Source organism: Enterococcus columbae DSM 7374 = ATCC 51263 (assembly GCF_000406925.1).
Classification (GTDB): Bacteria; Bacillota; Bacilli; order Lactobacillales; family Enterococcaceae; genus Enterococcus_E; species Enterococcus_E columbae.
In genome coordinates, this window is record NZ_KE136348.1 from 257,859 (window position 1) to 281,225 (window position 23,367).

The following is a 23,367-nucleotide window of genomic DNA, read 5'->3' on the forward strand; positions in this document are numbered from 1 at the left end:
TCTGGTTTAGAGTTTGGATCTAACGGATCTGTTCCGGCTTGATTTTCGGCTTCATCAGAATAGCCGTCATTATCATCATCTGGATCGGTCGCATCTGGTGTACCATCCCCATCCGTATCCGTTGGTTTAGAATCTGAATCTAATGGATTACTTCCTGCTTGATTTTCGGCTTCGTCAGAATAACCATCATTGTCATCGTCGGTATCTTTTGAATCCGGCGTACCATCACCATCGGTATCCACTGTGTTCGGATTAGAACTTGGATCTAATGGATCTGTACCTGCTTGGTTTTCCGCTTCATCCGTAAAGCCATCGTTATCATCATCCGTATCCGTTGCATCTGGCATGCCATCTTTATCGGTATCAGTTGGTGTAGATGAAGGATCTTTTGGATTACTTCCTGCTTGATTTTCTACAGTATCAGTATAGCCATCATTATCATCATCCGTATCTAAATTATCTGGAAGACCGTCGTTATCCGTATCTTCTGGTTTTGAATTTGGATCTAACGGATTGCTACCTGCTTGATTTTCGATATCATCTACATAATTATCATTATCATCATCGGTATCAATCGCATCTGGTGCACCATCGCCATCGGTATCCGTTTCTGGAAGTGGCGTTTCTGGATGAGAAGTCGCATCTAATGGATTCGTTCCGGCAGCTTTTTCTTCTTCATCAGTATAGCCGTCATTGTCATCATCACTATCTAAGGCATCTGGAATTTTATCCCCATCAGTATCCGTTGGTGTAGATGAAGGATCTTTTGGATCACTACCATAAATTGTTTCGATGTCATCTGAATAAATCTGGATTATTTGGATTAGTACCATGGGCTACTTCCTCTTCATCAGATAAGCCATCGTTGTCATTATCTGGATCAGTCGCATCTGGTGTACCGTCACCATCCGTATCGACTGTATTTGGATTTGAATTTGGATCTAACGGATTTGTTCCGGCTTGATTTTCAGCTTCATCTGAATAGCCATCATTATCATCATCCGTATCCGTCGCATCTGGTGTACCATCATTATCCGTATCCGTTGGTTTGGAATTTGGATCTAATGGATTTGTTCCGGCTTGATTTTCCACTTCATCAGAATAGCCATCATTATCATCATCCGTATCTAACACATCTGGCACTTTATCACCATCAGTATCGATTGTATTTGGATTTGAATTTGGATCTAGTGGGTCCGTACCTGCTTGGTTTTCTACCGTATCTGTAAATCCATCGTTATCGTCATCATCATCCAATACATCTGGTACCGTATCCCCATCAGTATCTTTTGGTTTAGAATCTGAATCTAATGGATCACTACCCGCTTGGTTTTCAAGCTCATCAGAATAACCATCATTATCATCATCGGTATCCGTTGAATCTGGCACTTTATCCCCATCATTATCTTTTGGTTTAGAATCTGGGTCTAGTGGATCCGTACCTTCTGCTTTTTCTACCTCATCAGAATAACCATCATTATCATCATCTGGATCCAATACATCTGGAATCTTGTCATTATCACTATCTTTTGGTGTTGAATCTTTATCTAGCGGATCGCTACCAGCTTTTAGTTCATCAGCATCGCTATAGCCATCGCCATCGGTATCAGCTTTGGTTGGATCGGTGCCATGAGTTGCTTCATCTGTATTAGACAAGCCATCACCATCTATATCTTCTGGTGTTGAAGCTTTATCAGTTGGATTGCTACCAGCATCAACTTCTTCTTTATCTGTATAGCCATCGCCATCGCTATCAGCTTTAGTAGGGTCTGTACCATGAGTGTTTTCATCTGCATTAGACAAGCCATCACCATCTATATCTTTTGGTGTTGAAGCTTTATCAGTCGGATCACTACCAGCATCGACTTCTTCCTTATCCGTATAGCCGTCGCCATCAGTATCAGCTTTAGTTGGATCGGTATTTCGGCGAGTTTCTTCTTCGTTAGATAATCCGTCACCATCTAAGTCTTTTGGTGTAGAAGTTTTATCTAGCGGATCACTACCAGCATCGACTTCTTCTTTATCTGTATAGCCATCGCCATCGGTATCAGCTTTGATTGGATCGGTATTATGCGTAGCTTCTTCTTCATTCGACAAACCATCGCCATCTAAGTCCACTGGGGTTGAATCCTTGTCAGTTGGATCGCTACCAGCATCAACTTCTTCTTTATCTGTATAGCCATCGCCATCCGTATCAGCTTTGGTTGGATCGGTCTCAATTAACAATTCATCCCCATCGTTAATGCCATCACCATCGGTATCAGGTTTGTTTGGATCTGTGTGTGTAATATTTGTTTCAAAATCATCAGATAAACCATCACCATCGCTATCAACGCTCGGTGTAACAACTGGCGTATCTGGATCGGTTGCTTTAACAACGACACCGACCATTACAATATCTGAACTACCATCTGGATAAGTCACTTTTACTTTACCGATTTTTTCACCTGGTAAAGTCGTATTAGGTTTCGTATCAAAAGTATAAGTTACACCATCTGGATATTTTTCATCAAGCTCTGCATGGTTCGTGATCGCATTTTTCGCATCCTCATCAGTTAAAAGATGGTCCTGATCAACCGTGATTGTGCCGCCTTCAACAGCAGTTTCATCTGCATTAGAAGGTGCAACATAAACAGCAGAATTAATGGAGTCTGTCGAACCATCTGGATAGGTCACAACATAAGTCACTGGTTTTGCACCTAAAGTCGCTGTTGAAACTGGATCAGTTGTACCTTGAGCATAAACTGCCACTGTTGTACCTGTTGGCAATTGATCAAAGTTTTGGATATGTGTTTTAGCATCTGCTAAAGGTGCATCCAAAGTAACATTTCGAGGAACTTCTACTGCATTGTTAGCGACTGGTTCATACATTTCATTTAATTCTTTTACGCGTACTGGAGCTGAAACTGTATCTTTACTGCCATCAGGATAAGTCACTGCTACGTTTACTGAATAATTACCAGAATTAGCTGTACTTGGTTGCGTACCATCTACAATTGCAAAAGTAGTGCCATTTGGAAGATTCGCTTTATCTACAAGTGTTGGATTACTTGGAAAATCTTTATCTTGATCGACAACGATAGTGTCAAATTTTGGTGTATATTTGCTAGCATCACTTGCATCTACTATATCTGCTATCCCATCGCCATCTTTATCAGTAATTGTATTTTGGGTTTCATCAGATTCATCAGCATTGGTTATACCATCCTTATCTGCATCTAACGTACCATCTGCACGTTTACCATCTGTTTTTTCAGCAAACGGATTTAGACCGGCTTTTTTTTCATCTTCATTATTGATACCATCATTATCAATATCAGTATCATCTTTATCTGGAATACCATCACCATCTGTATCACGATAAACAGTTACTGGTACTTTGATAGTTTGATTGTCATAAAGACCATTATCATCTTTAGATAAAGTTACCGGAATCTCAACAGGCTGTTCCGTTTTTTGCGCGTTATCGCCAGTCCAGTCTAAACCAGTTGGTTCACCGACTAGATTTCCTTGTTCATCAATCCTTAAGCCGTTAGTTTTTGTAGATTGAATCGTGGTTCTCTCAACAGCAGGTACTACAGCTGGTGTACTGGTGACTGCTGCTTTTTCATTAGCTGTTAAATTTTTCTTAATTTCTGCTGTTAATTTAGGTTTTACTACTAATTTAGAAGCAACAGTATCACTAGTATTATCTGTATAAGTAACCTTGATTTGAACGGCTTTTTCCCCTGCTGTCGTGGTATCAATGGTGCTAGCAGAAACAAATTCTACCTTAGCAATATCTTTACTTGGGATAGGAGTGTTTCCTGTATCAATATTGGTAATCATGGATTTAGCTAATGTTTCACCTAATGTAATGCCATTTTTGACAGCTTTTGACTCTACTGCGGTTGGTTCATATTTTTCATTCAAGTTAAGAGAGGTTTTTATATTAAATATACCGTAATGACGATAATAATCACCCGAAAGTTCTCTTGATTTAAGCCCCACATAAAATGGCATCTGTGTATTTTCAGCTTTAACAACAGTATCAAATTCTACTACAACCTTATCGTCCGCCTGTGCACCAGCTACTTGGGTTACCAAAATCATCGTATGATCATTACTAATAATTTTTCGACCCCAAGGAGCCTGAATGTTATATTCATCTCCCCAATCATACCCATATAGAAAATGCTCTTGAGCTCCATCTGACTGTGAACCTGGTATATAGTATTTGCGATCCCCTAATTTCCAGGCAGCAACCGTACTATACTTGTTTGAGCTTCTAAGGATATCACTAGAACCAATATTATAATATCTATTTTCTACAATATTGATAGGATCGCCGACTACATCAATAGGAATACTTACCGCATATTTAGGGTTCATCCAGTTCGCCCATGACGGATTAAAGGTTAATTTCCAATGAACATACTTATGCCCGTTAATAACCTTGTAGCTAATCTCCGGCATAGCTACTGATTCAGCTAATTTTTCAATAGGTTCTCTATATGTGTGCTTCAATATCTGCGTATTATCGCCAGCAAAACCTTCTGTCTCTGCATTTACCCCAACTGCTAAACTGAAAAACAGAGTAGTCCCTAATAAAACCGAACCAACGCCGGTTGAAAACTTGCGTAGCGAAAAACGAAATTTCTTTTTCTCAATCTGACGATGCTTTTCTAGCTTTTTCATGTCAACTTTAACTCCTCTCATATTCAACGACTAAAAATAAAAAGAAATAATTGATTAAAAAACTATTTCTTATCACCAAAAATTATACTATCCTTCGATATTTTTTCAACCAATCTCGCTAAAACTCAGTGAAAATAAGTTTACATAGTCAATTAAATACTTTTGTTTCCTCTATCACCATTTCGATTAAGATAACAAAAAAAATAATAACAACCATATATTTATTGTGTTTTCTGTGATTTTCATCAAATAAATTACAATCATTTAAATTAGAATTTTTGAAATTAGTTTTTATATAATGTTTACATACTTTTACAAAATGCTCGCTTTTTCTATGTAATCAAAACGTTTTTGCTAGTTATTTACTCACCTTCATTATTTCTATCTATTGAATCAACGAATAGCATCAACCCTCGCAATAAACGCAAAAAAAAAGCAGAGATAGAAAGTATTTTCTCTATCTCTGCCTTATTTCAAATTATTAAATGATTAGCTGTAATGTCATTTACATACTCGTTGCTAGCAATGACTTTTCTCATTTAGGAGCTAGCTATGTTTACTTATTGTCTGCTAGTTTGCCAAATGCTTATTCCATAAAATCATACGGAGAAATATTCTCCATACCTATCAATGGATCGATCCTTTCATCTTCAATCAGGCTGATTGTCAAATAATCTGGTAAACTTTGTTTTTCTTCAACCAATGATTTTTCCTGAATATCCTGGTTAGTATCAGTTAATAAATCGTATTGAAGACCTGTCTGCTTACGCTCTAGCACATTGGTGTCGAGTTTTTCTTGCGTTGTAGCAGATGGCGTAGGTTCGTCAATAGTAAATAACTCATCGACTTTTGCTCGATCATCTTTGGACAATTGCAGCGTTGCAGCTGTTTGGTTATCTGATTGGAAACTACCTAGCGAATCTATTTCATCAGCCAGCTGAGCGGTTTCATACTGATCGATTTTAAGGCGCAGCCAGTCGGTAATTTCATCCCGTTCTTGTACACGCTTAGTTAGTGTCGTCAACCGATTGGCCGCTTCGTTTTGAACACAGCTGACAAAAGATTGGACCTCACCTAAAAGGATTAGTAGTTCTTTACTACGAGTCACCGCTGTATACAACAAATTACGCTGAAGCATGCGACTATATTGCCGAACCATTGGTAAAATCACCATTTTAAATTCACTACCTTGGGACTTATGAATGGAACAACAATAGGCTAAGGTAATTTGCTGCCACTCGTTGCGTGGATAGGTAACCTCTTGATTATCGAATTGAATAATGAGTTCATCCACCTTGTCTTCGGTATCTTTGGCATAGTTAATGCCGACAATAATGCCCATATCACCGTTAAACACATTTAATTCTGCAGCATTGACCAACTGCAAAACTTTATCACCAATCCGATAACAAATTTCGTTAAAATAAACCTCTTTTGTTTTAGCTGTCGGTGGATTAAAAATAGCCTGCATCATTTGATTTAGGGCATCAATCCCAGCCACCCCTCGATACATAGGGGCTAGCACTTGAATGTCTTGTGAGCTAAACCCCTTTTCCTTCGCCCGAGTAACAATTTGTGCAATTGCCGTTTCAATTTGATTGGCCTGACAAGAAATAAAGGAGCGATCGGCCTTTTTTTCTAATAAATCATTGGGTAGCTGGCCAACTTTAATTTCGTGCGCTAAAGGAATGATGCTAGAACCTTCCCCTTGACGATAAATTTCATTTAACTCACAACTAGCCAATTCTTCAATCGCCAATAAATCATGAAGTACCTGACCTGGACCGACTGAAGGCAATTGATCCTTATCCCCAACTAAAATGACCTGCATTTGATTACCGATTGCTTTGAATAACATATTAGCTAACCAAGTGTCTACCATCGACATTTCATCAACAATCAACAAGCCGCCTTCTAGCTCCCTTACATCGACTAAGGGTTTCTTTTCCTTCCCATTTAACCCTAATAAACGATGGATGGTCCCACTAGGTAAGCCAGTTGTTTCATTCATTCGTTTTGCCGCTCGTCCAGTAGGTGCAGCAAGTAAAATAGGAAAAGTTGTTTCGGTATATTTATGTACCTGTAAATCCAGATCATTCAATTCAGCAAATACCTGAACAATCCCATTGACGACAGTTGTTTTCCCAGTTCCTGGTCCTCCTGTTAAAATAAATAACGGAGATTGAATGGCTTCTTTGATGGCGGCAATTTGTGAAGCGCCATATTGAATGCCTAATCGTTTTTCCACTTTGCGAATTGTACGTTCAAGCTTTTCTTTTGGATAATGAATTTCTTTTTTCCTTGATAACAAACGAGCAATCGAATTTGCAATGCCATATTCCGCAAAAAATAAGCTATTTTCATATAAACGCATTTCATCCTGTTGAATCGCTCCTTCTTCAACTAACTCAATAATCACTTGCGCAAGCTGTTCAGGAACGATTTCAATTGGTCGACTTTCTTCTAATAGACTTAAGGTTTTCTCCATCAAATCTTGGGCTAAAACATAAGTATCGCCTTGTTCAAGCGACTGTTGCAATATCTGATGTAAAATCGCTGCCCGTAAACGTTTGGGACTATCAGTGGCGATACCTAATTGATTGGCCAAGTGGTCTGCTTTCTTAAAACCAATCCCTTCAATCTCTTCGACTAACTGATATGGGTTATTTTCGATAACATTTAAAGCATCATTTTTATACTTTTGATAGATGGCAAAGGATAACTGACTGCCAAAACCATATTTACTTAAACCAACAATGACTTGATCCATCCCATGATTGGCTAAAATGGTGTCCACAATCATCTTTTGTTTTTTTTCATTGAGTGTAGGAATAGCAGCTAAAATACTTGCATCAGCTAAAATCTGCTCAATGGCATTTTCGCCTAAAGTATCCACAATCTTTTCAGCTGTTTTACGCCCAATTCCAGGAAAACGATCACTTGAAAAATAGGCTACCAAACCACTTGCAGAAGTTGGTTGTGCCTGTTGATAGCTTTCAACCTGGAATTGCTGCCCATATTTAGGATGATTGACTAACTGACCAAAAAACTGATACAACTCTCCTTCTTGAACCTGACCGAAGCTTCCAGTTACCACCATTTCTTTTTCTTTAATCGGCAAATTCGTCTGTTGAATTTTAATTAACATTACTTTATAAAAGTTCCGTTGATTTTCAAAAAAGATTGCTTGAATAGTGCCGGTTAGCTCAGCTTTTTCATTCATCAATCACCCCTCCTTTATGAGCTATTTTTCTAAAAAATGTGTGTCATTCCATAACGACAATTGATAAGGTAAGATACCGTCTGTTGTTTCTAAAATCGATAAGCTGCTATTTTTTAAGCCACCCATCTCTCTTAATTGTGCTAAAGGCTGACCAGTTAACCAAGGAATACTTGCTGAAAAAGCGGCACCATGACCAACAAAAAGAATTGGTCCTTCTGCTAAATGTCGCTGACAGGCACTAACTATCGCTTCTTCCATTCGTCGAAGCATATGCCCGACCTTTTCCCCAGCAAACGGACTAGGATCATACAAATCCAAACGATCACGCATCCGTGAAGCTTCTGGAAATTCCTGATTCACCTCAACAAATTTACGCCCTTCTAATTGTCCAAAGCCAAACTCTCTTAGCTCATCTAAAGCATAAATAGGTACTTTGGTATTTAAATGCTTCGCTAAAGTTTCTGCCGTATTGACCGCTCGTTTAGCACTAGAAGTATAAATCGCCGCAAAGGGAATCTCTTTTAGATACTCACCTAGCAAGGCTATTTCAGCATAACTTTCTTCTAACAATGGAGAATCGCCTTCACGTCCTTGAAAACGACCTTCCAAATTCCATTGTGTTTTTCCATGACGTGTAAAATAAAGTTGCATCTTCTATTCCCTTTCTAATCCAATTTATCATGTTCATAATGATGCGTTAATTCTAAATTAGGGAAGCTTTGTTGTCTTAACGCTTCATAGATAATCAATGCGGCTGTATTGGAAAGATTCAACGAGCGCACATGCGTATCATTCATTGGAATACGCAAGCATTTTTCTTCATTTTGGCGCATAAATGTTTCTGGTAACCCTTTTGTTTCTTTACCAAACATAAAATAATGATCTTTACCATCATTAAAATCAACTTCGCTATAGACCTTATTAGCAAATTTAGTGATTAGATGAAGGTGGGCATCCTCTGGTAAATAGGCTAAAAAAGCAGCTAAGTTTTCATGATAGGTAATGTCTACACTATGCCAATAATCTAATCCTGCTCGCTTTAAATGCTTATCATCTGTACTAAAGCCTAAAGGTTCAATCAAATGCAGCGGCGTATTCGTGGCAGCACAGGTTCTAGCAATATTACCAGTATTCGCTGGAATCTCTGGTTCAAATAATACAATATGGTTCACTATTTATCATCCTCTTATCTTTAATAGAAAGTTTATTAATTATGCATAAAAAAAAACGTAACCCACTCGGTGTCAAGCACTGCGAGAAGCTACGTTAGTGAAGGTTTTTCACTAACTTTTATCAGAACAGGATGCTGATAAAAACCAATGAAAAACAACTTGTGTATACTATATCACTATCATATCTTCTTAGCAAGAGAAAAAGCCAAAAAAATTCAATTTTTTTGAATTTTTTTTGGCAAAAGTTGAAAAAAGTTTAAAAAGATTAGGAAAAGTTAAGTTAATTCATCAATATCTTCAAAATCATCGGAGTATGACAGTTCGCTTTTTTGTCTGAATTCATTGATTTTGACTAATGGCAACTAACAAATCAATCGTTATTTTTTCTAATGGTTTTTCTTGCAATTGTGCTTTTCTTTCATCCGAAACACCCCATTCTAAAGGCGACATTTCTAATAGTGATAAACGTAAATCTTCCGGGATGGCAAACTGATAGCTTAACCGTTCAAATTGAGTCTGTGGGAAAGCCTGCAATAATTTTTCCACCACCTGTTGATTTGAATAACGTTGTTTTTTCTCGTCATCCGGATAAAAGGCACAGCGTAATTCATATAAATATTTTTCATCAGGAATCACTTTGATTAAGCGACCACCTGGTTTTAATACTCGTTTAAATTCATGATAGTTAGAGGGTGAAAAAATATTTAACACCACATCAAAAGAATGATTGGCAAAAGGCAAATTGGTTAAATCCGCAACACACCAAAAAGCATCCGTTGCATGATTACTCGCTTGATAAATGCCTTCTTTAGCAATATCAAAACCAATCGCTGCCTTTAAAGGAGTTAATTGCTGTAATTGAGCCAAAAAGCTCCCTTCACCACAACCAACGTCCAAAACTTTTTGATTAGCTACTAAATCAGCTAATTTAAGCAATAAGGGTTGGTACATGCCGCCTTGAATCATTTTTGCACGATGAAAAAATAAATTTGCATCATAATCGCTTTTTATCTGTGATTTTAAAAAATATAAGGTCCCCTTTTTAGAAAGATCAAACCGGTGTCCTTTATCACAAGCTAATCCACGCTCAGTCTGCCTCATCGCTTCATGACAAATTGGACAAGCAAATAAGGCTGCTTGTTTATTTAAAAATATGCGTGCTCGATCAATTTTTTTCAACATTATAAACTTTCCCTACTAATTTATTTTATTTTTTTCAAATCATCTACATTCAAAATATATCACATGGTCAAAGACTCTAGCAATGTGTAATACGTAAATACGACAAATAGCCAAGTTCCAAAATTTTGAAACTTGACTAAATCATACCCAGTAGCTAAAAATGCAAAGTAGTCCATCAACGATTAATCTTCATCAAAAATTAGTTGATAGATTAAATCAGTTTGCGGATCGTCTCCCATCCAAAAAACATGCTGATCAAATTGTTGAAAGCCTTGTTTTTGGTAAAACGAGATGGCTTTGGTATTGTGCTCCCAAACGCCAAGCCAAACCCTCTTTTTTCCAAAATCTTTTGCCTTTTTTAAAGCAAAGGTAAATAATTCTTGGCCACAACCTTGACCTTGAAATTGCTGCTTGACATAAATTCTTTCTATTTCCATACTATCAGCGCTCTGGTACTCTGTTTGCGCTTGTCCGACATTCAGCTTAATAAACCCTGCTATCGCTCCTTCTTTTTTTAAAAAATAGAAAAATGATTCAGGATTAGCGACCTCTTGCTGCAATTTTTCAATGGTTAAATTTTGCGCTAAATAATCCTGTAAATCCTTAGGCGTATTAACTGGCGCAAACGTTTCTACAAAGGTCTCTTGACTAATTTCACACAATTTATTCACTTCAGTCGATTTTACTTCCTCAATCATCCGATTTCCTCCTCAACATTTGACTATAATCGCGTATTTTTCCAGCCTTAACCGTTTGAAATTCATTTAAAATATTTTCATCCACAACCTGCAATAACGTACTTAGCTGTTCAATCTGCTCTGAATTTAATCCTTGCAAAGCCTTTAATTCTGAATAATTGTTTTCTAATAAAATAAACTCCGCCAAGCGTTTACCCTCAGCCGTTATCTTTAATAATTGACGTTTAGCCGAGTGGGTATCTTGATACTTTTTTACCAATCCTTGCGCAACCAACTTATTAACCGCTCGAGAAGCTGTTGTTTTATCTACCCGTAAAAGTTGGGAAAGCTCCTCTAAAATGATATTTGGTTGTTCATAAATTCTAACTAAATATAAATACTGGCCTCGATTCAATGCCAAATCTTTAAATTCAACATTGGCAATCGAATCTAACGCGCGAGCAATTCGACCAATTGCCCGTAAAATTTCTGCCGCCATTGACTAGCTCCTTTATCCTTTTATTTTTTGATTATACTCAATTAATGTTGCATTTGCAACACAAAAAGACCCACCACTCAGCATTGTCACTCCTCAACGCTATCTTACGCATACAAAAGCAAACCCATTGATTGAAAGATAGACTGTAACAAAGGCATTTTAATGAGAGTAAAGATATTTCATGCGATAAAGGATAGAATATGGTAGAATAGCTAAAGAATTTATCAGAAAGGAATGGAAAAATGTCAAAACTCATCAAAGAATTTTGTGCAGAAAATTATACCGATATCCCTTTAGCGATCCATCAAGGTGCAAATCGAATTGAATTATGTGACAATCTAGCAGTTGGGGGAACTACTCCTAGCACAGGGGTAATTGAAGAAGCCTTAAGCTATGCTGGTGAGAAACATATTCCTGTGATGGTCATGATTCGCCCGCGTAAAGGTGATTTTATCTACAATGATATTGAATTAAAAATCATGCATACCGACTTAATTGAAGCTAAAAAATTAGGTGTTGACGGGGTCGTCTTTGGCTGTTTAACCCCAAGTGGCTGGTTAGATGAAGAAGCACTAGAAACCTTGATTGAGGCAAGCGAAGGCTTAGAGATTACCTTCCACATGGCCTTCGATCAAATTCCTAAAGAGATGCAATTTACAGCGATTGATTGGTTAGTTGAACACGGGGTTAGTCGCATCTTGACTCACGGCGGCCCATTATCTACGCCTATTGAGGAAAACATAGCTCATCTCGCCGAATTAATTCATTATGCCAATCAGCGGCTAACCATTTTACCTGGTGGAGGAATTACCTATCAAAATGCTGAAGAAATCGCCAATAAATTAGGCATTCACGAAGTCCATGGCAGTAACATTGTCAAATTAGATTAAATCGCACAAAACAAGCAGACTAGAACTTAGTCATGCTTGTTTTTTTATCTAAAATTTATCACTTTTAATGAAAATGATTTGAAAAATTACATTTACAAAAGTCATGTAAATATCACTATTCTTAGTTTACCTCGCATTTTCCATTTAAAACACCTATTGTTATAAATAAAAAAGCCGATAAATCAACCCTCTAAGCTTCTAACAAAATAGAATAACAGAAAAACAGGCGAAATTTAGCTGAAATTTAAGCGTTTGACGATGAATTTTCACAATTAACATATTGACTTATTAAATAAAAAATAAAAAAGACTATTCTTGAGCCATTCGTTTATTCAATTTTCTAAATTTAAAATGACATTTTTGGTAAAAATCGTTTCCTTCATTTCTTAAATACGCAAATACATCCCCATTCTACGTTATTTTAAAAAATAACTTTATAAAATTTCTGCTATAGTACAGCTGGTTACTTAAGTAAATCAAACCACGTGCACGAGAAAGCAGAAAAAATGAATACCTATGAGCAAGATCAATTAATTATGAATTATCAAAACATGATGCACAAAATTTTACATCGTCTCTCCATTCATCAATATCAGTCAGAATATGAAGATTATCTGCAGATTTTGAGTATCCAGCTTTGGCAGGCCAGCAAAGATTATCCTTCCATCCAAGCGTTTCAAGAAGACTATCCGGTTAATCGCTTGTGGCAACTATTATATTGGCGCGCCCAAGATTATCGGCGAACAGTCTTAAAATTACCTGATACGCTTGACGAAACACAATTAAACTATGTATTCAATCAACAAGTGCAACCAAGTCAAAGCGATGAACGAATCCTGCTAGCACAATTTTTCGCTCAGTTAAATACAAAGGAGCAAAAACAACTCCTTAAGCTTTGTAGTGATAGTTGTTCTAGACAATTACGTGCTTATTATCGCCAAAAATTGCGTAGCCACTTTGAACAATTTCTGCAAAACGATTGAAAAAATCAGTAATTAGGCCAGATATAAATAGGCGATAAAGCGGCAATATTTCTGCTCTTTATCGCCTTATTTAGAGATAATTTTGGAAATATTTCAATTAGACCAGCGATTTAACCCTTATCACTTTTTTAATTAAACCTCTTATTTAAAAAAAAAACAAAACTTCCGAAAAACAAACGATAAAAAATAAATCCACTTTTTTTCTTTATTGTAAATTCGCTAATAAACTTATTGGAAATACTGTGTTTTTAATAGATAGCCCAAATAAAATAACCCTATAAAAAAACGTTAATTTTTAACGCAAGCTTAATGCAAAAATTCATCAAACATTATTAAATAGGTAAATACATTCAAATAAACAAGGCTTTTTTATAATCTAAAGATAATAAAAATCTAGTTAAAAAAAGCGTTCATCCCATACATAATCGTGTCGGATAAACACTTTTGAAGTATCTTTACCTGAACAAACAAAAATAGTGCGATAGTGAAATCGCACTATTTTTGTTTATCACAAAGAATTGAGCTGGCACGTAAGCAAATTTCCTGATACGTCCATTAGCAAATATATAAATCAGTTGAATAAAATAGTGGGTGGGGGGATTCAAATAATTGAACTTTTATCCAAGCAATTTATAATTGCTCATCCTTTGCTGGATAATGTGCCAACCAAGAAAATTTGCTTGTTTGAGCAAATATCCAACCTACCTTCATTATATTCATTTGTTCAATTAACAAAGTCATTTCATCCACAAAAATTTACATTTCAGCCAAAAGGTTAAATCAACGCAAATGGCATTACTGTAATTTTTACATTATAATAACCATTCACCCTAGCCAATTGACAAAAGCCAAGCGATGAAATAATCCGATTAATAGATAAATACAACCGTCCACTTTGATGATGAACAACTTTCCCTTGACCAATATGAAATATCCGTTCTTCAACTTTACCGATTAAACACCCCGGCGGAAACTCATATGGTATATTTCTAGAAACTGATCTTTTTAATCGATGATCTGCCGCACTAAGTAATCGTTCACTATCATTGATTTTACAAAATCCTCCCTTATAAGTAATTGTTACAAACGAATCTGGATAAAGATCAATTCCGGTATCGTTCCATCGCTGTTCAGCTTCTACCTTGATCATTTTTTCAATCACTGTGTGCTCATCGCCTTGAAAATTTTGCATATTTTCACTTACTTTCATTAAGTATTCAATATTAAATAATTCAATATATTTTAAAATAATATGTTTAACATTTAAATTACTAGTAACCATAATTATTATACCACTTAAGAAAACGATTACAATACTGTGTTTATTAAATTATCTAAAATAAGAACGGATAAAAATGCTAAAATCAGCCATTTCACTAACCTTCATCTTCATTTAAACGAAAATAAATTAAGAATATTAGTCAATATATTTGTGCACGCAAATATATATCCCTCGATAATAAATAATATGTGAAAGAATAAAATAACAAGTAATGCTGATTAAATAATTTTTTATATAAATTCACCGTTTACAACAATCCACAATTAGCGCACAGTGATTGGTAAAACTCAACGTACGCATATCCAAAATGATTTCATTAAGATCGATATTCCGGCCTAAAGCGTAATCTATTTGCGTATTACTATTTGTTGTCCGATAAAAATGCGTCTCATTTGCTAAGTGCTTTTCTCCACGATAATCTAAATAGTAAGCTTTTTGCTGCTCTAATCCCTCTTGCCATAAATTGCGATAAAGCGGTTCTTCCCCTTTGGTAAGGCGTTGCATCAGTTGCCAATTGTGGTTCAATGGTTTTTTGTTGTGTGCATTAAAATTTCCCATAATCAAGTGCCAGTGCTGCTCATCTAATAAAACATGTTCCCAAAGTGCTTTGTCTTCATTTCTTTTTAGTAACAATGGCATATGTACACCCAGAATCGTCCAATAAGCTGGATTACGAATAGAAACCATATATTTTCCAGCAACTGGATTTAAATAGTTTTGCTGAAAAAACCACTGCTGCTGTTTAAGATGCAAAGCGACAGTCATATGATTTCTAAAATCAACGGTTGGCTGGCTGTGATAAGGAAACGGTAAGATAGCCTGAAAATCCGTGGGCAAATACTGAAGCTTTGAACTCCTCACCTCTTGAAGCAAGGCAACATCGATTTGATGTTCTTTTAACAATCTAAATAAACTATCTTCTAAATAAGCAGGATAACTCTCCTGTTGATGAATAAATAATTCAAACATATTCACCCCTAAACTTAATACCCGCATAAAACACCTCATTTTATCAATAGATTTATTTTTTATGAATTATCTCTATAAAAAATCTGTACTTCCTCAGATACAATAAATAAGCCCACCATTTGCGGTGAGCTTGTTTATTAATTGCAATTAATTGTAAAAATTAATCTTTATAAATAAAAGCTGTACTATCAGCAAAACCTGTCATGCTCTGTCCTGTCCAAATTCGATCTTGATTATGATCAGAAGCATCGGTAATCGTTGTACCAGCGATTGTTGTCGACATATCCACTCCCTTAGGAATAAAGTAAATCATCGCCCCACCTGGTCTTGGTTCAGTATCATTGGCTGCTTGTTCTTGAATAGATTGCGTATAAAAACCAGCTTTCACCGCACCATTGGCTTCAATTGTTGCACCATTAATTACAAATTTTTGATCTCCCTGAACAATTTGATCTTTTGTAATTTGGTATTTTCCACCACCCCAAGTACCTTCAATACTTGCAAATTGAAGCATGGATAGACCGATTGCATCCATCCCATCTGTTATACTTTGCCACTTTAATTGATCAAGCGCTAAAGGCTGTTTATCCTTAGTCCCAAAGACATCTTCGGCACGGCTATCCACATAGGAATAATCTTGTTCTTTAATAACCTGTAATTGATTGTCAGCAGTTAATTGCATTAATTTTCCATGGAAGATGGGACTAGTCGATTGGCCTTCTTCAAAGTACAAGCTGCCATCTTGATAAAGTGCGATTTGCGAACGATAACCGCCAGCACTTGCAACACGACTTTGGCCTAGCTCAGTTGGTTGTTGATTGACTATAGCATAGATACTATTGATAACCGGTTGATTATTATAATAATTAGCCAAAAGCAATTCGTTTTGACCATCTTTATTTAAATCATAAAAACAATATACACTGGCATGAGTTTCTGTTGCATCATTTCTAGCTTTATCCAACACACTGGCATATAAAGTAGTATCGGTTGGCTGAGTCTTTTTACTTTTTTTAGTCGAAACCTTCTTTGATTCATTCGTGTCTTTTTTCAACACTTTTTTCTCTTGACTAGTGGTTTGGGCAGCCTGACTACCTGCCGTTTCTTGATTGCTTTGTTTTTGACAGCCTGCTAACAAAAGCAAACAGCCTAACGTTGTGCCAATAATTTGCCATTTTTTCATCTGAAAATTTCTCCTAACCTTTCTTACTATTAACTAAATAACCCTTAACTAACGGCATACCAACCAATTAATTCATCTTGCCAACCAATGCTCACTAAATGTTGTTGCTCATTTTTAGACAAGGTATAATGATGAGCACCAGCTTTTTTAGCATAACGGTTGTATAAGCGATAAATCGGTGTCTCGCCTCCAGAAAACCAACCACTTCCTTCATCTCGCCACCCTATCTTTATTAGATTCTCCCGTTCTATTTTAGAAGTCGTATAGTGATGATCTGAAGCATTTGGATTATACAAACGATAGACTGGATCACCTTTTAGCGGTGCGTACCAAGCAATCCCTTCTGCTTTCCAACCTAATTTGGCTAAGCCATCTCGTTCAGCTGTTGAACTAGTATAAAAATGCTCACCTGAATTTGGATTATACAAACGATAAATCGTCTCTTTAGGCATCCGTATATTTAAGGTTCCTTGAACTTTATTGCGACTCCAAAGACTACTCAAAATTCCTGAAAAAGCCAGTTGCTTATCCTCTTTTACGGTTACCATTTCTTGGGTTAATTTAGCCCACTCAACAGATTCTAAAGAAATTGATTTATCGGACCAAATCACCGGTATCAAGTTCGGCAGTTGGGGAATCTCTCCTGAATACGTACTTAAATTTAATGGCTGAATTTGACTAACCACCGCCGTATCTATTGTAGCCTCTACACTCAGCTCGCTATTTACAATATGACCAGTTACCTGATTGGTTTTAGGCTGAAGTACCTGATAATTAGATTCTAGCTGAGCCGGCCAAATGACTTTCTCTTCAGTGATGCTACCATCTGACCAGCTAACTTTAACTTTATCTGGAAAACGCGGCAATGAGCCACTTTTGTTGCTCACATGAATCTCTTCTGCTTTCACCATTTTACGTACAGTTACTTGTTTTGTTACCGTCGTATTATTTAGATTGGCACTAATTGTAACTTTACCAATTGCATAAGGGGTTACTTGCCCTAAATGATTGACCTGTGCAATCTTTTCATCTGAGCTTTCCCAGTGAACGCCTTGACTAAACACTGAAACACTCTCTTCGTTTAATAGCTTAGCTGATAAATAGAAGCCTTGAACATTAGGAAAACTCAAAACATCCGGACCTTTTAACATCAATTGACTCAATTTATCCGTACTAACCTCTGAAACTTGCACCACCTGACCATTTTCAGTTGAAGTACTATCATCACTAAGCTCATTACTATATTGACTAGAACCAAAGCGTTGCACTACACAGGTCCAATCATAATTTTGTTCATTCCAAAAGCCACCCATACCAACTGTTGTATAATTTGGATTAATCATACTAGTATAATGCCCTGTTTCACCACTTAATACGCCTGTTTTTTTGTACTGCATATAAGTAGCCTTTTCTTCATAAAACTGATTGATGGCAGATAAAAACGCTGAAGTTGCACGCTCATTATTCCACGCAATATTTTCACCACCTGAATTTTCAGCAAATGAATCGCCAACTGTCCAAATTGACTTGTCTGTTAGCCGACGATGAGCAAGAACAAAACTAGATTCGACCGAACGGGTTTTAGCAATCTCTTCTAACGCTCTTGACCACTTTATCGGCACATAAGTATCCACCAATTGCTCATCATAGGCTTCTTTTCTAATTTCATTGATGCGCTTTAAAACAGCCTCTTTATCCACCTGATAAAAGGTTCCCTCAATGCCTACCATCACATTGGCCGGTGAGGTCGGTAACATGGTTTCACTAAAACGGACCTCACGTTGACCAGCTACAGCTTTGGCTTGGTCGATTAAATACTGTTGCGCATTTTCAGCAGCTATTGTGGGTCGAGCAAATAAGCAACCAAAACTGATGAAGCCAAGCAAGCATAATCCCAGTTTTAAACCCTTCATACGAATTAACCTCCAATTAAAAATAAACGTTTTCTTTTATTATATTACAAACGTTTAGTTAAAACTAGCCAACATAAGCGTATTTTGCCTATTTTTATTCATAAAAAGCTGCCCCACAAAACTATGGGACAGCCTATTATCGATATATTTTAGACTTGCTTTTTATTCTTTCTAAGCATTAAATATAAAATAATCCCAATTAAAATAAAAATACATAACACTAAGAAAATAATCAAGATCCATAGCAATTGACCTGAAACCGGGTTTTGGTCTTGGTTTTGACCAGCTAGGGTAGGAATTGGTGAGGATTTAATTTGGAGTGTTTGGACCTTCTGCCACTTAGCTTCAGGCGTCATCGCCACTATTTTCAAACGATAACTTCCCGAGCTTAGCGCATTATTTTCGAGAAAAAAAGGTAAGCTAACTAAACTATTCGGCGCCATTTGCAACTGTTTTTTATTCAGTTTAAGCACTGCTTGTTGTTTACTATTATACAGAGTAGCTTGTACCTGCAGCTGATTCAGATAATTGGCTCGTTGATTTGCTAATTGAATCAATAACGCCTGCTGCTGATTCATTTCACTCATTTTGGCAGTTAAAATGCTTAATTGATTCTCTAAAGCCGGTAATGCCCCATGCAACAAGATAGCCACCGTATAAGCAAACCGATTGTTAAAAGCTGTGTCACCTCCCTGTTTTTCATGCGTCACATCCAAAAAAGTCAAGCCTCCTGCTACCACTCCCGCAAACTGATCATCAGCAATCGTTACATACACCGTCGTAGTAATCGTTTCCTTAGCAGGAATGATTAATTCTGGCTGGTCGATAGTCACACAGCTTTTTAAAACGAAAGGCAAATTGCTAGCAAGCTTGTTGTTAGAAGGACCATATTCAACAAAACCATTTAAATTAGTGGTTGCTTGGTTCACACTGACACTAATTTTTACCGGATAATCAACTACATTATGAATCTGCACAGTTAATGCAACCTTTTGCTTGGCTGGTAGTCTTAAATCAAAATAGGACTTAGACTGATCGACTTGATAAGGACTATTTTCCGTTCTTACAACAAAAGGTGCACTATTTTCAGTAGCAAAAATCAATCGTGCCTGCCCAAATAAAAGGATGAATAAGCATACTAGCAACAATAAGCAACGATTATAATTTCTATATTGAAACAACTTTTGCAACTTTTTCTCCCCCAAATCTCATTTGCTTATTCATTCGTCGGTACATCTGCCAAGGTCCAAGTGAGCGTACACGTATATTGCGTGGCATATTTACTGGTTGAACCAGGAACTGTTAACGTAACATTTTTTCCTTGCCAAGTCGCTTGGATTAAATTGGAGCCAGCATTCCCACTACAAGTCATCACGGTTGCTGCATTGCCAGGAATCAATTGAATTTGCGAAGGTAAAGTAATGGCGGTACTTGGTGTAGCTGTTCCTGCTTTCATCAAGATTTGCGCACCAGATAATTCTTCATTTTGCTGCGTTTTTAATTGTGTTTCTTGTTTGACAGTTAATGTCCAACCACTCGTTGATCCACGTAAATCAGCAACCGCGATACTGGCATCTGCTTGTAAAGAATACGTTCGATTAACCGGGCTAATCTCCCAAGTACCAAACTCAAAATTAGGCACCGACAAAATACTCAACGCCCCGGCTTGAAAGGAAATACTAGAATCAGAATTGGTCGACATCGCTGCTTTAACCTTACTAACAGGCAGCATATAACAAACTACCAGCAATAACCCTAACACTAAACTACCAACGTACACTTTTTTCTTTTTCATTTTATCCACGCTTCTTTCTATTTTTGTTTTTTATCATTAATAAAAAAATACTAGCAGACAAGCTAACACAGCCCACAAAAAAATAAAGTATAAAGGAATGACCCCCGACTTGTGGTAAGGAAGGATTGGTTTTTGAACTAGGTGATTTTTGATTGTACATTTTAAGCGAAAGGCTTGGTTCTTTGCTGGTAAGTGTAAAGTGAAGCGTATTTCGTGAGGAAACATAACCAAAGGGAGGCTGTATTTCAATAAACGTATAAGCATCGTAGGGAAGCTTTTTTAAAATAATTTTTCCCTGATTATTTGTTTGTAGCTTACTAAAAATGAGGGTATTTTGATCATTGCGCAATTCAAAAAGGGCATAGGCTAAAGGTGCTTGCGTACGCTGATCGAATAAGGTTAACACAACTTGTGTCGGAGCAATTGACTCCTTAAAAGAAATGGTGGCCTGACTTTGACTTGCCTCAGCGCTACCACTAGAAAGGTAGCCTAAAATCAAGATGACTAGCCCAACAATTAGCCACTTTTTTGGGGATAATTTTATCACGTTATCACTGCCCCTTTAAGCTTGTAACTCTCTAACGCTTGGTTAGTTAATTGGTTATGATTTATTTTACAATAAAATACACAAGGAATTTTTTCTAAAATTATTGTCAAATCCTTTGAAATAGAAAAAAATTGAAAAATGCTTATACTTGTCATTTGAAAGCTTTATGATTAAAATAGCTTTGGTAGCTTGCGCGCATTAGCAAGCATTCCCTCATTAAATGAACAATAAAATTGAATAACAGGTGATTCTATGTTAATCGAAAAATATATTGAAAAAGATATTATTCGTCAGATCCACTTACTTGAAATCCTTCAAGTCACCAATTCCTGCTCGATTAGCCAACTCGCCAAAAGCTTAAAGGTTAGCTGCCCCACGATTAAATTAGACTGTCAAAAAATCAATCTCCTTCATGCTAAAAAGATGCCAATCATTAAGAAAAAAGCCACTCACCTCCGACTGAATCTTACAGACGACAAGCAATTGCACCACATTAAACAACAGCTCTACCAACAATCCTTGTTTTTAAAAGCCAGTCAAATCATGATTCAGCACTCCTTTGACTACCTAGCATTAACCCATAAACTCCATTGCTCCATCTCACAAGCATTCCGTCTAAAAAATAAGCTCCAGCAATACCTAGAAGAAAGCCAACATCAAGCCAATTTACTGGCCCATTTTTTTAATCAAGAATATTTTCAGCGCTGTCTACTTTTGAATCTCTACTCATTGACCGGACAAAATCAAGCATCGACTGATCAAGCTTCCTTTCAATTGGCACAACTAATCCTAAAACAAGCACTTAAAGAACAAAAGCTTCAACTTGATTGGCAAAGCTTTAACCAATTATCAATTTTCTTAGCAATTCAGCTAACTCGAGCAAAAATCCAGCCCATCTATTTACAACAAAAGCTTTCTCCTTTGCCTCAGTCGATTGCTGCGCTAGGACAAACAATCGCTCAACTCGGTACACATTTTTTTACCGATTTTCATTTTTCTAATGATGAACAAACGTATCTCGGCCTCTATCTAGCTTTTCTGGAAACGAAAAATACAAACCACTGCACTTCAATTGCTTTTACATGGCTATTAGACAATTTAGCGCTCCAAGCTGACTATCAACGAATGTTAACTCACCTAAAAATAACTCCCACTCAACTAAACAAAAATCCCCTATTAAAAAAGACGTTTGAAGCTTTATTCCTCTCTGGACTCTTTTTTCCCATGGAACAAGCAACCATATGCTCACCATTTGCTACTGAAAAAATATTGCCAATAACGCAAAAACAACAAAAAAGCCTTGTCCAGCTAAGACAGCTTTATCCAAGCTACCATTTTACTGAACAAGCGCTCCAACAATTTCAATTAATGTATGCCTTACTCCCAACTACAAAACGAATAGATTATCAGCTTTATTTAATTGCAGCTGATCCAATCAGGCATGCCTTTTATCATCAAGAACTCAGTCGCTGGGTAGATGCCAAACAAATTCATATCTGTCCTAAAGTTTATACCCAACTAAATCAGCTTGACTTTTCGCAAATTTCTCCTAAGAGTTTAATTATTTGCGAACAGCCCTTTCACCTTTTACAACCATTGAACATTCCCATTTTTCCGGTTACTTTAACTCATTACAAAGCAGATCTCCAAGAGGTACTACACTATTTATATCTCAACAGCTAAAGACTAGGCAGCTAAGCTAAACAAAATTATTTCAGTTTAGCCCTTGCGCCAAACAAATTGATTAACTACCAGTGTATATCTTTGAATAATCTTGGCAACTTTTTTTATTGTTTACAAGCTTTAATCTTTCTTACTGTTTACAAGCTCTAAATCCTGCTTTTTCAGCTTCTGCCTCCGTAGCAAACCAGGCTATCGGCTGCGTAATTTTATGATAATACTTTGAATCTGGCGTATGGTAGATATAATTTGCAGAACCTTTAATTAGCCCTGTTACTTGCTGAGTGGATTGTTTACACATAGAATAACGAATGAATTTAGAAAGACTTTCTAAGACGGCAACAAGTAGAGTCGATATATAAGCCACACAATCAAAGAAAACCATCATGCTGTCAAAAATAAAAATAAGCACTTTGCCAAAATATATTTTCAAGCTATCATTTTTTCTCACAAATACTTCTCCTATCTGACCAAAAAGCTAATTTATTCATTTGAATGTTTGATATCTAAATCTTAAGGGTACAAAAACAGAATTTTGTTTTATTAAGCAAAAAAACTTCATCATACTCTCACAAAAACACCATTACTTCAATCCACTCACCTGTGTAAGGTGAGACTAATACACAAAATTACCGAACTGCCGGGTAAGCAGGAATTTCAATCCACTCACCTGTATAAGGTGAGACGGTACGGCT

The 23,367-nt window shown here is 36.6% G+C and carries 18 protein-coding genes and 1 pseudogene; 3 read left to right on the forward strand and 16 right to left on the reverse strand.

What is annotated here, in order from left to right; all coding sequences use genetic code 11:
* From RK02_RS12360 to RK02_RS06225, 8 genes and pseudogenes are all read right to left on the reverse strand, one after another.
* Nucleotides 1-833 (reverse strand): annotated as a pseudogene (locus RK02_RS12360) (hypothetical protein); the annotation flags it as partial.
* Nucleotides 796-4,677 carry a Rib/alpha-like domain-containing protein gene (locus tag RK02_RS06195; protein WP_016183396.1) on the reverse strand — a complete coding sequence of 1,294 codons (3,882 nt, stop codon included), beginning with the start codon at nucleotides 4,675-4,677 and terminating at the stop codon, nucleotides 796-798. The gene RK02_RS06195 and the pseudogene RK02_RS12360, both read right to left, overlap by 38 nt.
* Before the next feature lie 586 nt (nucleotides 4,678-5,263).
* Nucleotides 5,264-7,900: an SF1B family DNA helicase RecD2 gene (gene recD2, locus RK02_RS06200; RefSeq protein ID WP_016183397.1), complete on the reverse strand. Its 2,637-nt coding sequence runs from the start codon at nucleotides 7,898-7,900 to the stop codon at nucleotides 5,264-5,266.
* 21 nt (nucleotides 7,901-7,921) lie between these two features.
* Nucleotides 7,922-8,551, reverse strand: coding sequence for a histidine phosphatase family protein (locus RK02_RS06205; protein ID WP_016183398.1), 630 nt, complete (start codon nucleotides 8,549-8,551; stop codon nucleotides 7,922-7,924).
* A gap of 14 nt (nucleotides 8,552-8,565) precedes the next feature.
* Nucleotides 8,566-9,075: a tRNA (uridine(34)/cytosine(34)/5-carboxymethylaminomethyluridine(34)-2'-O)-methyltransferase TrmL gene (gene trmL, locus RK02_RS06210; protein ID WP_026231377.1), complete on the reverse strand. Its 510-nt coding sequence runs from the start codon at nucleotides 9,073-9,075 to the stop codon at nucleotides 8,566-8,568.
* 336 nt (nucleotides 9,076-9,411) lie between these two features.
* Nucleotides 9,412-10,254: a methyltransferase domain-containing protein gene (locus RK02_RS06215; protein ID WP_016183400.1), complete on the reverse strand. Its 843-nt coding sequence runs from the start codon at nucleotides 10,252-10,254 to the stop codon at nucleotides 9,412-9,414.
* Between the two features lie 182 nt (nucleotides 10,255-10,436).
* Nucleotides 10,437-10,952 (reverse strand): GNAT family N-acetyltransferase, encoded by a 516-nt coding sequence (locus RK02_RS06220; RefSeq protein ID WP_016183401.1) that lies wholly within the window; start codon nucleotides 10,950-10,952, stop codon nucleotides 10,437-10,439.
* Entirely contained in the window at nucleotides 10,945-11,430 is a 486-nt protein-coding gene (locus RK02_RS06225; protein WP_016183402.1) for a MarR family winged helix-turn-helix transcriptional regulator, read from the reverse strand. The genes RK02_RS06220 and RK02_RS06225 overlap by 8 nt, the downstream gene beginning before the upstream one ends.
* Before the next feature lie 242 nt (nucleotides 11,431-11,672).
* Here RK02_RS06225 and RK02_RS06230 point away from each other — a divergent pair, with 242 nt between their 5' ends.
* Together RK02_RS06230 and RK02_RS06235 are read left to right on the forward strand one after the other, a co-directional pair.
* Complete coding sequence (locus tag RK02_RS06230; RefSeq protein WP_016183403.1) at nucleotides 11,673-12,320, forward strand: copper homeostasis protein CutC; 648 nt, start codon at nucleotides 11,673-11,675, stop codon at nucleotides 12,318-12,320.
* Between the two features lie 506 nt (nucleotides 12,321-12,826).
* Nucleotides 12,827-13,303, forward strand: coding sequence for a sigma-70 RNA polymerase sigma factor region 4 domain-containing protein (locus tag RK02_RS06235; protein ID WP_016183404.1), 477 nt, complete (start codon nucleotides 12,827-12,829; stop codon nucleotides 13,301-13,303).
* Between the two features lie 775 nt (nucleotides 13,304-14,078).
* Here the strand turns inward: RK02_RS06235 and RK02_RS06240 are convergent.
* From RK02_RS06240 to RK02_RS06270, 7 genes are all read right to left on the reverse strand, one after another.
* Nucleotides 14,079-14,585, reverse strand: coding sequence for a hypothetical protein (locus RK02_RS06240; RefSeq protein ID WP_016183405.1), 507 nt, complete (start codon nucleotides 14,583-14,585; stop codon nucleotides 14,079-14,081).
* A 240-nt stretch (nucleotides 14,586-14,825) separates the two neighbouring features.
* Nucleotides 14,826-15,581: an endonuclease/exonuclease/phosphatase family protein gene (locus tag RK02_RS06245; protein WP_016183406.1), complete on the reverse strand. Its 756-nt coding sequence runs from the start codon at nucleotides 15,579-15,581 to the stop codon at nucleotides 14,826-14,828.
* A 133-nt stretch (nucleotides 15,582-15,714) separates the two neighbouring features.
* Complete coding sequence (locus RK02_RS06250) at nucleotides 15,715-16,737, reverse strand: hypothetical protein (RefSeq protein WP_016183407.1); 1,023 nt, start codon at nucleotides 16,735-16,737, stop codon at nucleotides 15,715-15,717.
* Nucleotides 16,738-16,781: 44 nt separating this feature from the next.
* Nucleotides 16,782-18,650 (reverse strand): CAP domain-containing protein, encoded by a 1,869-nt coding sequence (locus RK02_RS06255; protein ID WP_016183408.1) that lies wholly within the window; start codon nucleotides 18,648-18,650, stop codon nucleotides 16,782-16,784.
* Nucleotides 18,651-18,799: 149 nt separating this feature from the next.
* Nucleotides 18,800-19,840 carry a WxL protein peptidoglycan domain-containing protein gene (locus tag RK02_RS06260; protein ID WP_016183409.1) on the reverse strand — a complete coding sequence of 347 codons (1,041 nt, stop codon included), beginning with the start codon at nucleotides 19,838-19,840 and terminating at the stop codon, nucleotides 18,800-18,802.
* Nucleotides 19,841-19,866: 26 nt separating this feature from the next.
* Nucleotides 19,867-20,445, reverse strand: a complete 579-nt coding sequence (locus RK02_RS06265) for a WxL domain-containing protein (protein ID WP_016183410.1) — start codon at nucleotides 20,443-20,445, stop codon at nucleotides 19,867-19,869.
* A gap of 1 nt (nucleotide 20,446) precedes the next feature.
* A complete protein-coding gene (locus RK02_RS06270; protein WP_016183411.1) occupies nucleotides 20,447-20,992 on the reverse strand; it encodes an MSCRAMM family protein in 546 nt (181 codons plus the stop codon).
* A 252-nt stretch (nucleotides 20,993-21,244) separates the two neighbouring features.
* Between RK02_RS06270 and RK02_RS06275 the strand changes: the two genes are divergently transcribed.
* On the forward strand, nucleotides 21,245-22,675 hold the full coding sequence (locus RK02_RS06275; RefSeq protein ID WP_016183412.1) for a BglG family transcription antiterminator: 1,431 nt from the start codon (nucleotides 21,245-21,247) through the stop codon (nucleotides 22,673-22,675).
* A 130-nt stretch (nucleotides 22,676-22,805) separates the two neighbouring features.
* Here RK02_RS06275 and RK02_RS12590 read toward each other — a convergent pair whose 3' ends face one another.
* Entirely contained in the window at nucleotides 22,806-23,123 is a 318-nt protein-coding gene (locus tag RK02_RS12590; protein WP_016183413.1) for a sunset domain-containing protein, read from the reverse strand.
* Nucleotides 23,124-23,367: the final 244 nt, after the last annotated feature.

Coding starts and splice junctions, on each gene's coding strand:
- RK02_RS06195 (WP_016183396.1), bottom strand. CDS start 4,677: ATGAAAAAGCTAGAAAAGCATCGTCAGATTGAGAAAAAGAAATTTCGT.
- recD2 (WP_016183397.1), bottom strand. CDS start 7,900: ATGAATGAAAAAGCTGAGCTAACCGGCACTATTCAAGCAATCTTTTTT.
- RK02_RS06205 (WP_016183398.1), bottom strand. CDS start 8,551: ATGCAACTTTATTTTACACGTCATGGAAAAACACAATGGAATTTGGAA.
- RK02_RS06215 (WP_016183400.1), bottom strand. CDS start 10,254: ATGTTGAAAAAAATTGATCGAGCACGCATATTTTTAAATAAACAAGCA.
- RK02_RS06220 (WP_016183401.1), bottom strand. CDS start 10,952: ATGATTGAGGAAGTAAAATCGACTGAAGTGAATAAATTGTGTGAAATT.
- RK02_RS06225 (WP_016183402.1), bottom strand. CDS start 11,430: ATGGCGGCAGAAATTTTACGGGCAATTGGTCGAATTGCTCGCGCGTTA.
- RK02_RS06230 (WP_016183403.1), top strand. CDS start 11,673: ATGTCAAAACTCATCAAAGAATTTTGTGCAGAAAATTATACCGATATC.
- RK02_RS06235 (WP_016183404.1), top strand. CDS start 12,827: ATGAATACCTATGAGCAAGATCAATTAATTATGAATTATCAAAACATG.
- RK02_RS06240 (WP_016183405.1), bottom strand. CDS start 14,585: ATGGTTACTAGTAATTTAAATGTTAAACATATTATTTTAAAATATATT.
- RK02_RS06245 (WP_016183406.1), bottom strand. CDS start 15,581: ATGCGGGTATTAAGTTTAGGGGTGAATATGTTTGAATTATTTATTCAT.
- RK02_RS06250 (WP_016183407.1), bottom strand. CDS start 16,737: ATGAAAAAATGGCAAATTATTGGCACAACGTTAGGCTGTTTGCTTTTG.
- RK02_RS06255 (WP_016183408.1), bottom strand. CDS start 18,650: ATGAAGGGTTTAAAACTGGGATTATGCTTGCTTGGCTTCATCAGTTTT.
- RK02_RS06265 (WP_016183410.1), bottom strand. CDS start 20,445: ATGAAAAAGAAAAAAGTGTACGTTGGTAGTTTAGTGTTAGGGTTATTG.
- RK02_RS06275 (WP_016183412.1), top strand. CDS start 21,245: ATGTTAATCGAAAAATATATTGAAAAAGATATTATTCGTCAGATCCAC.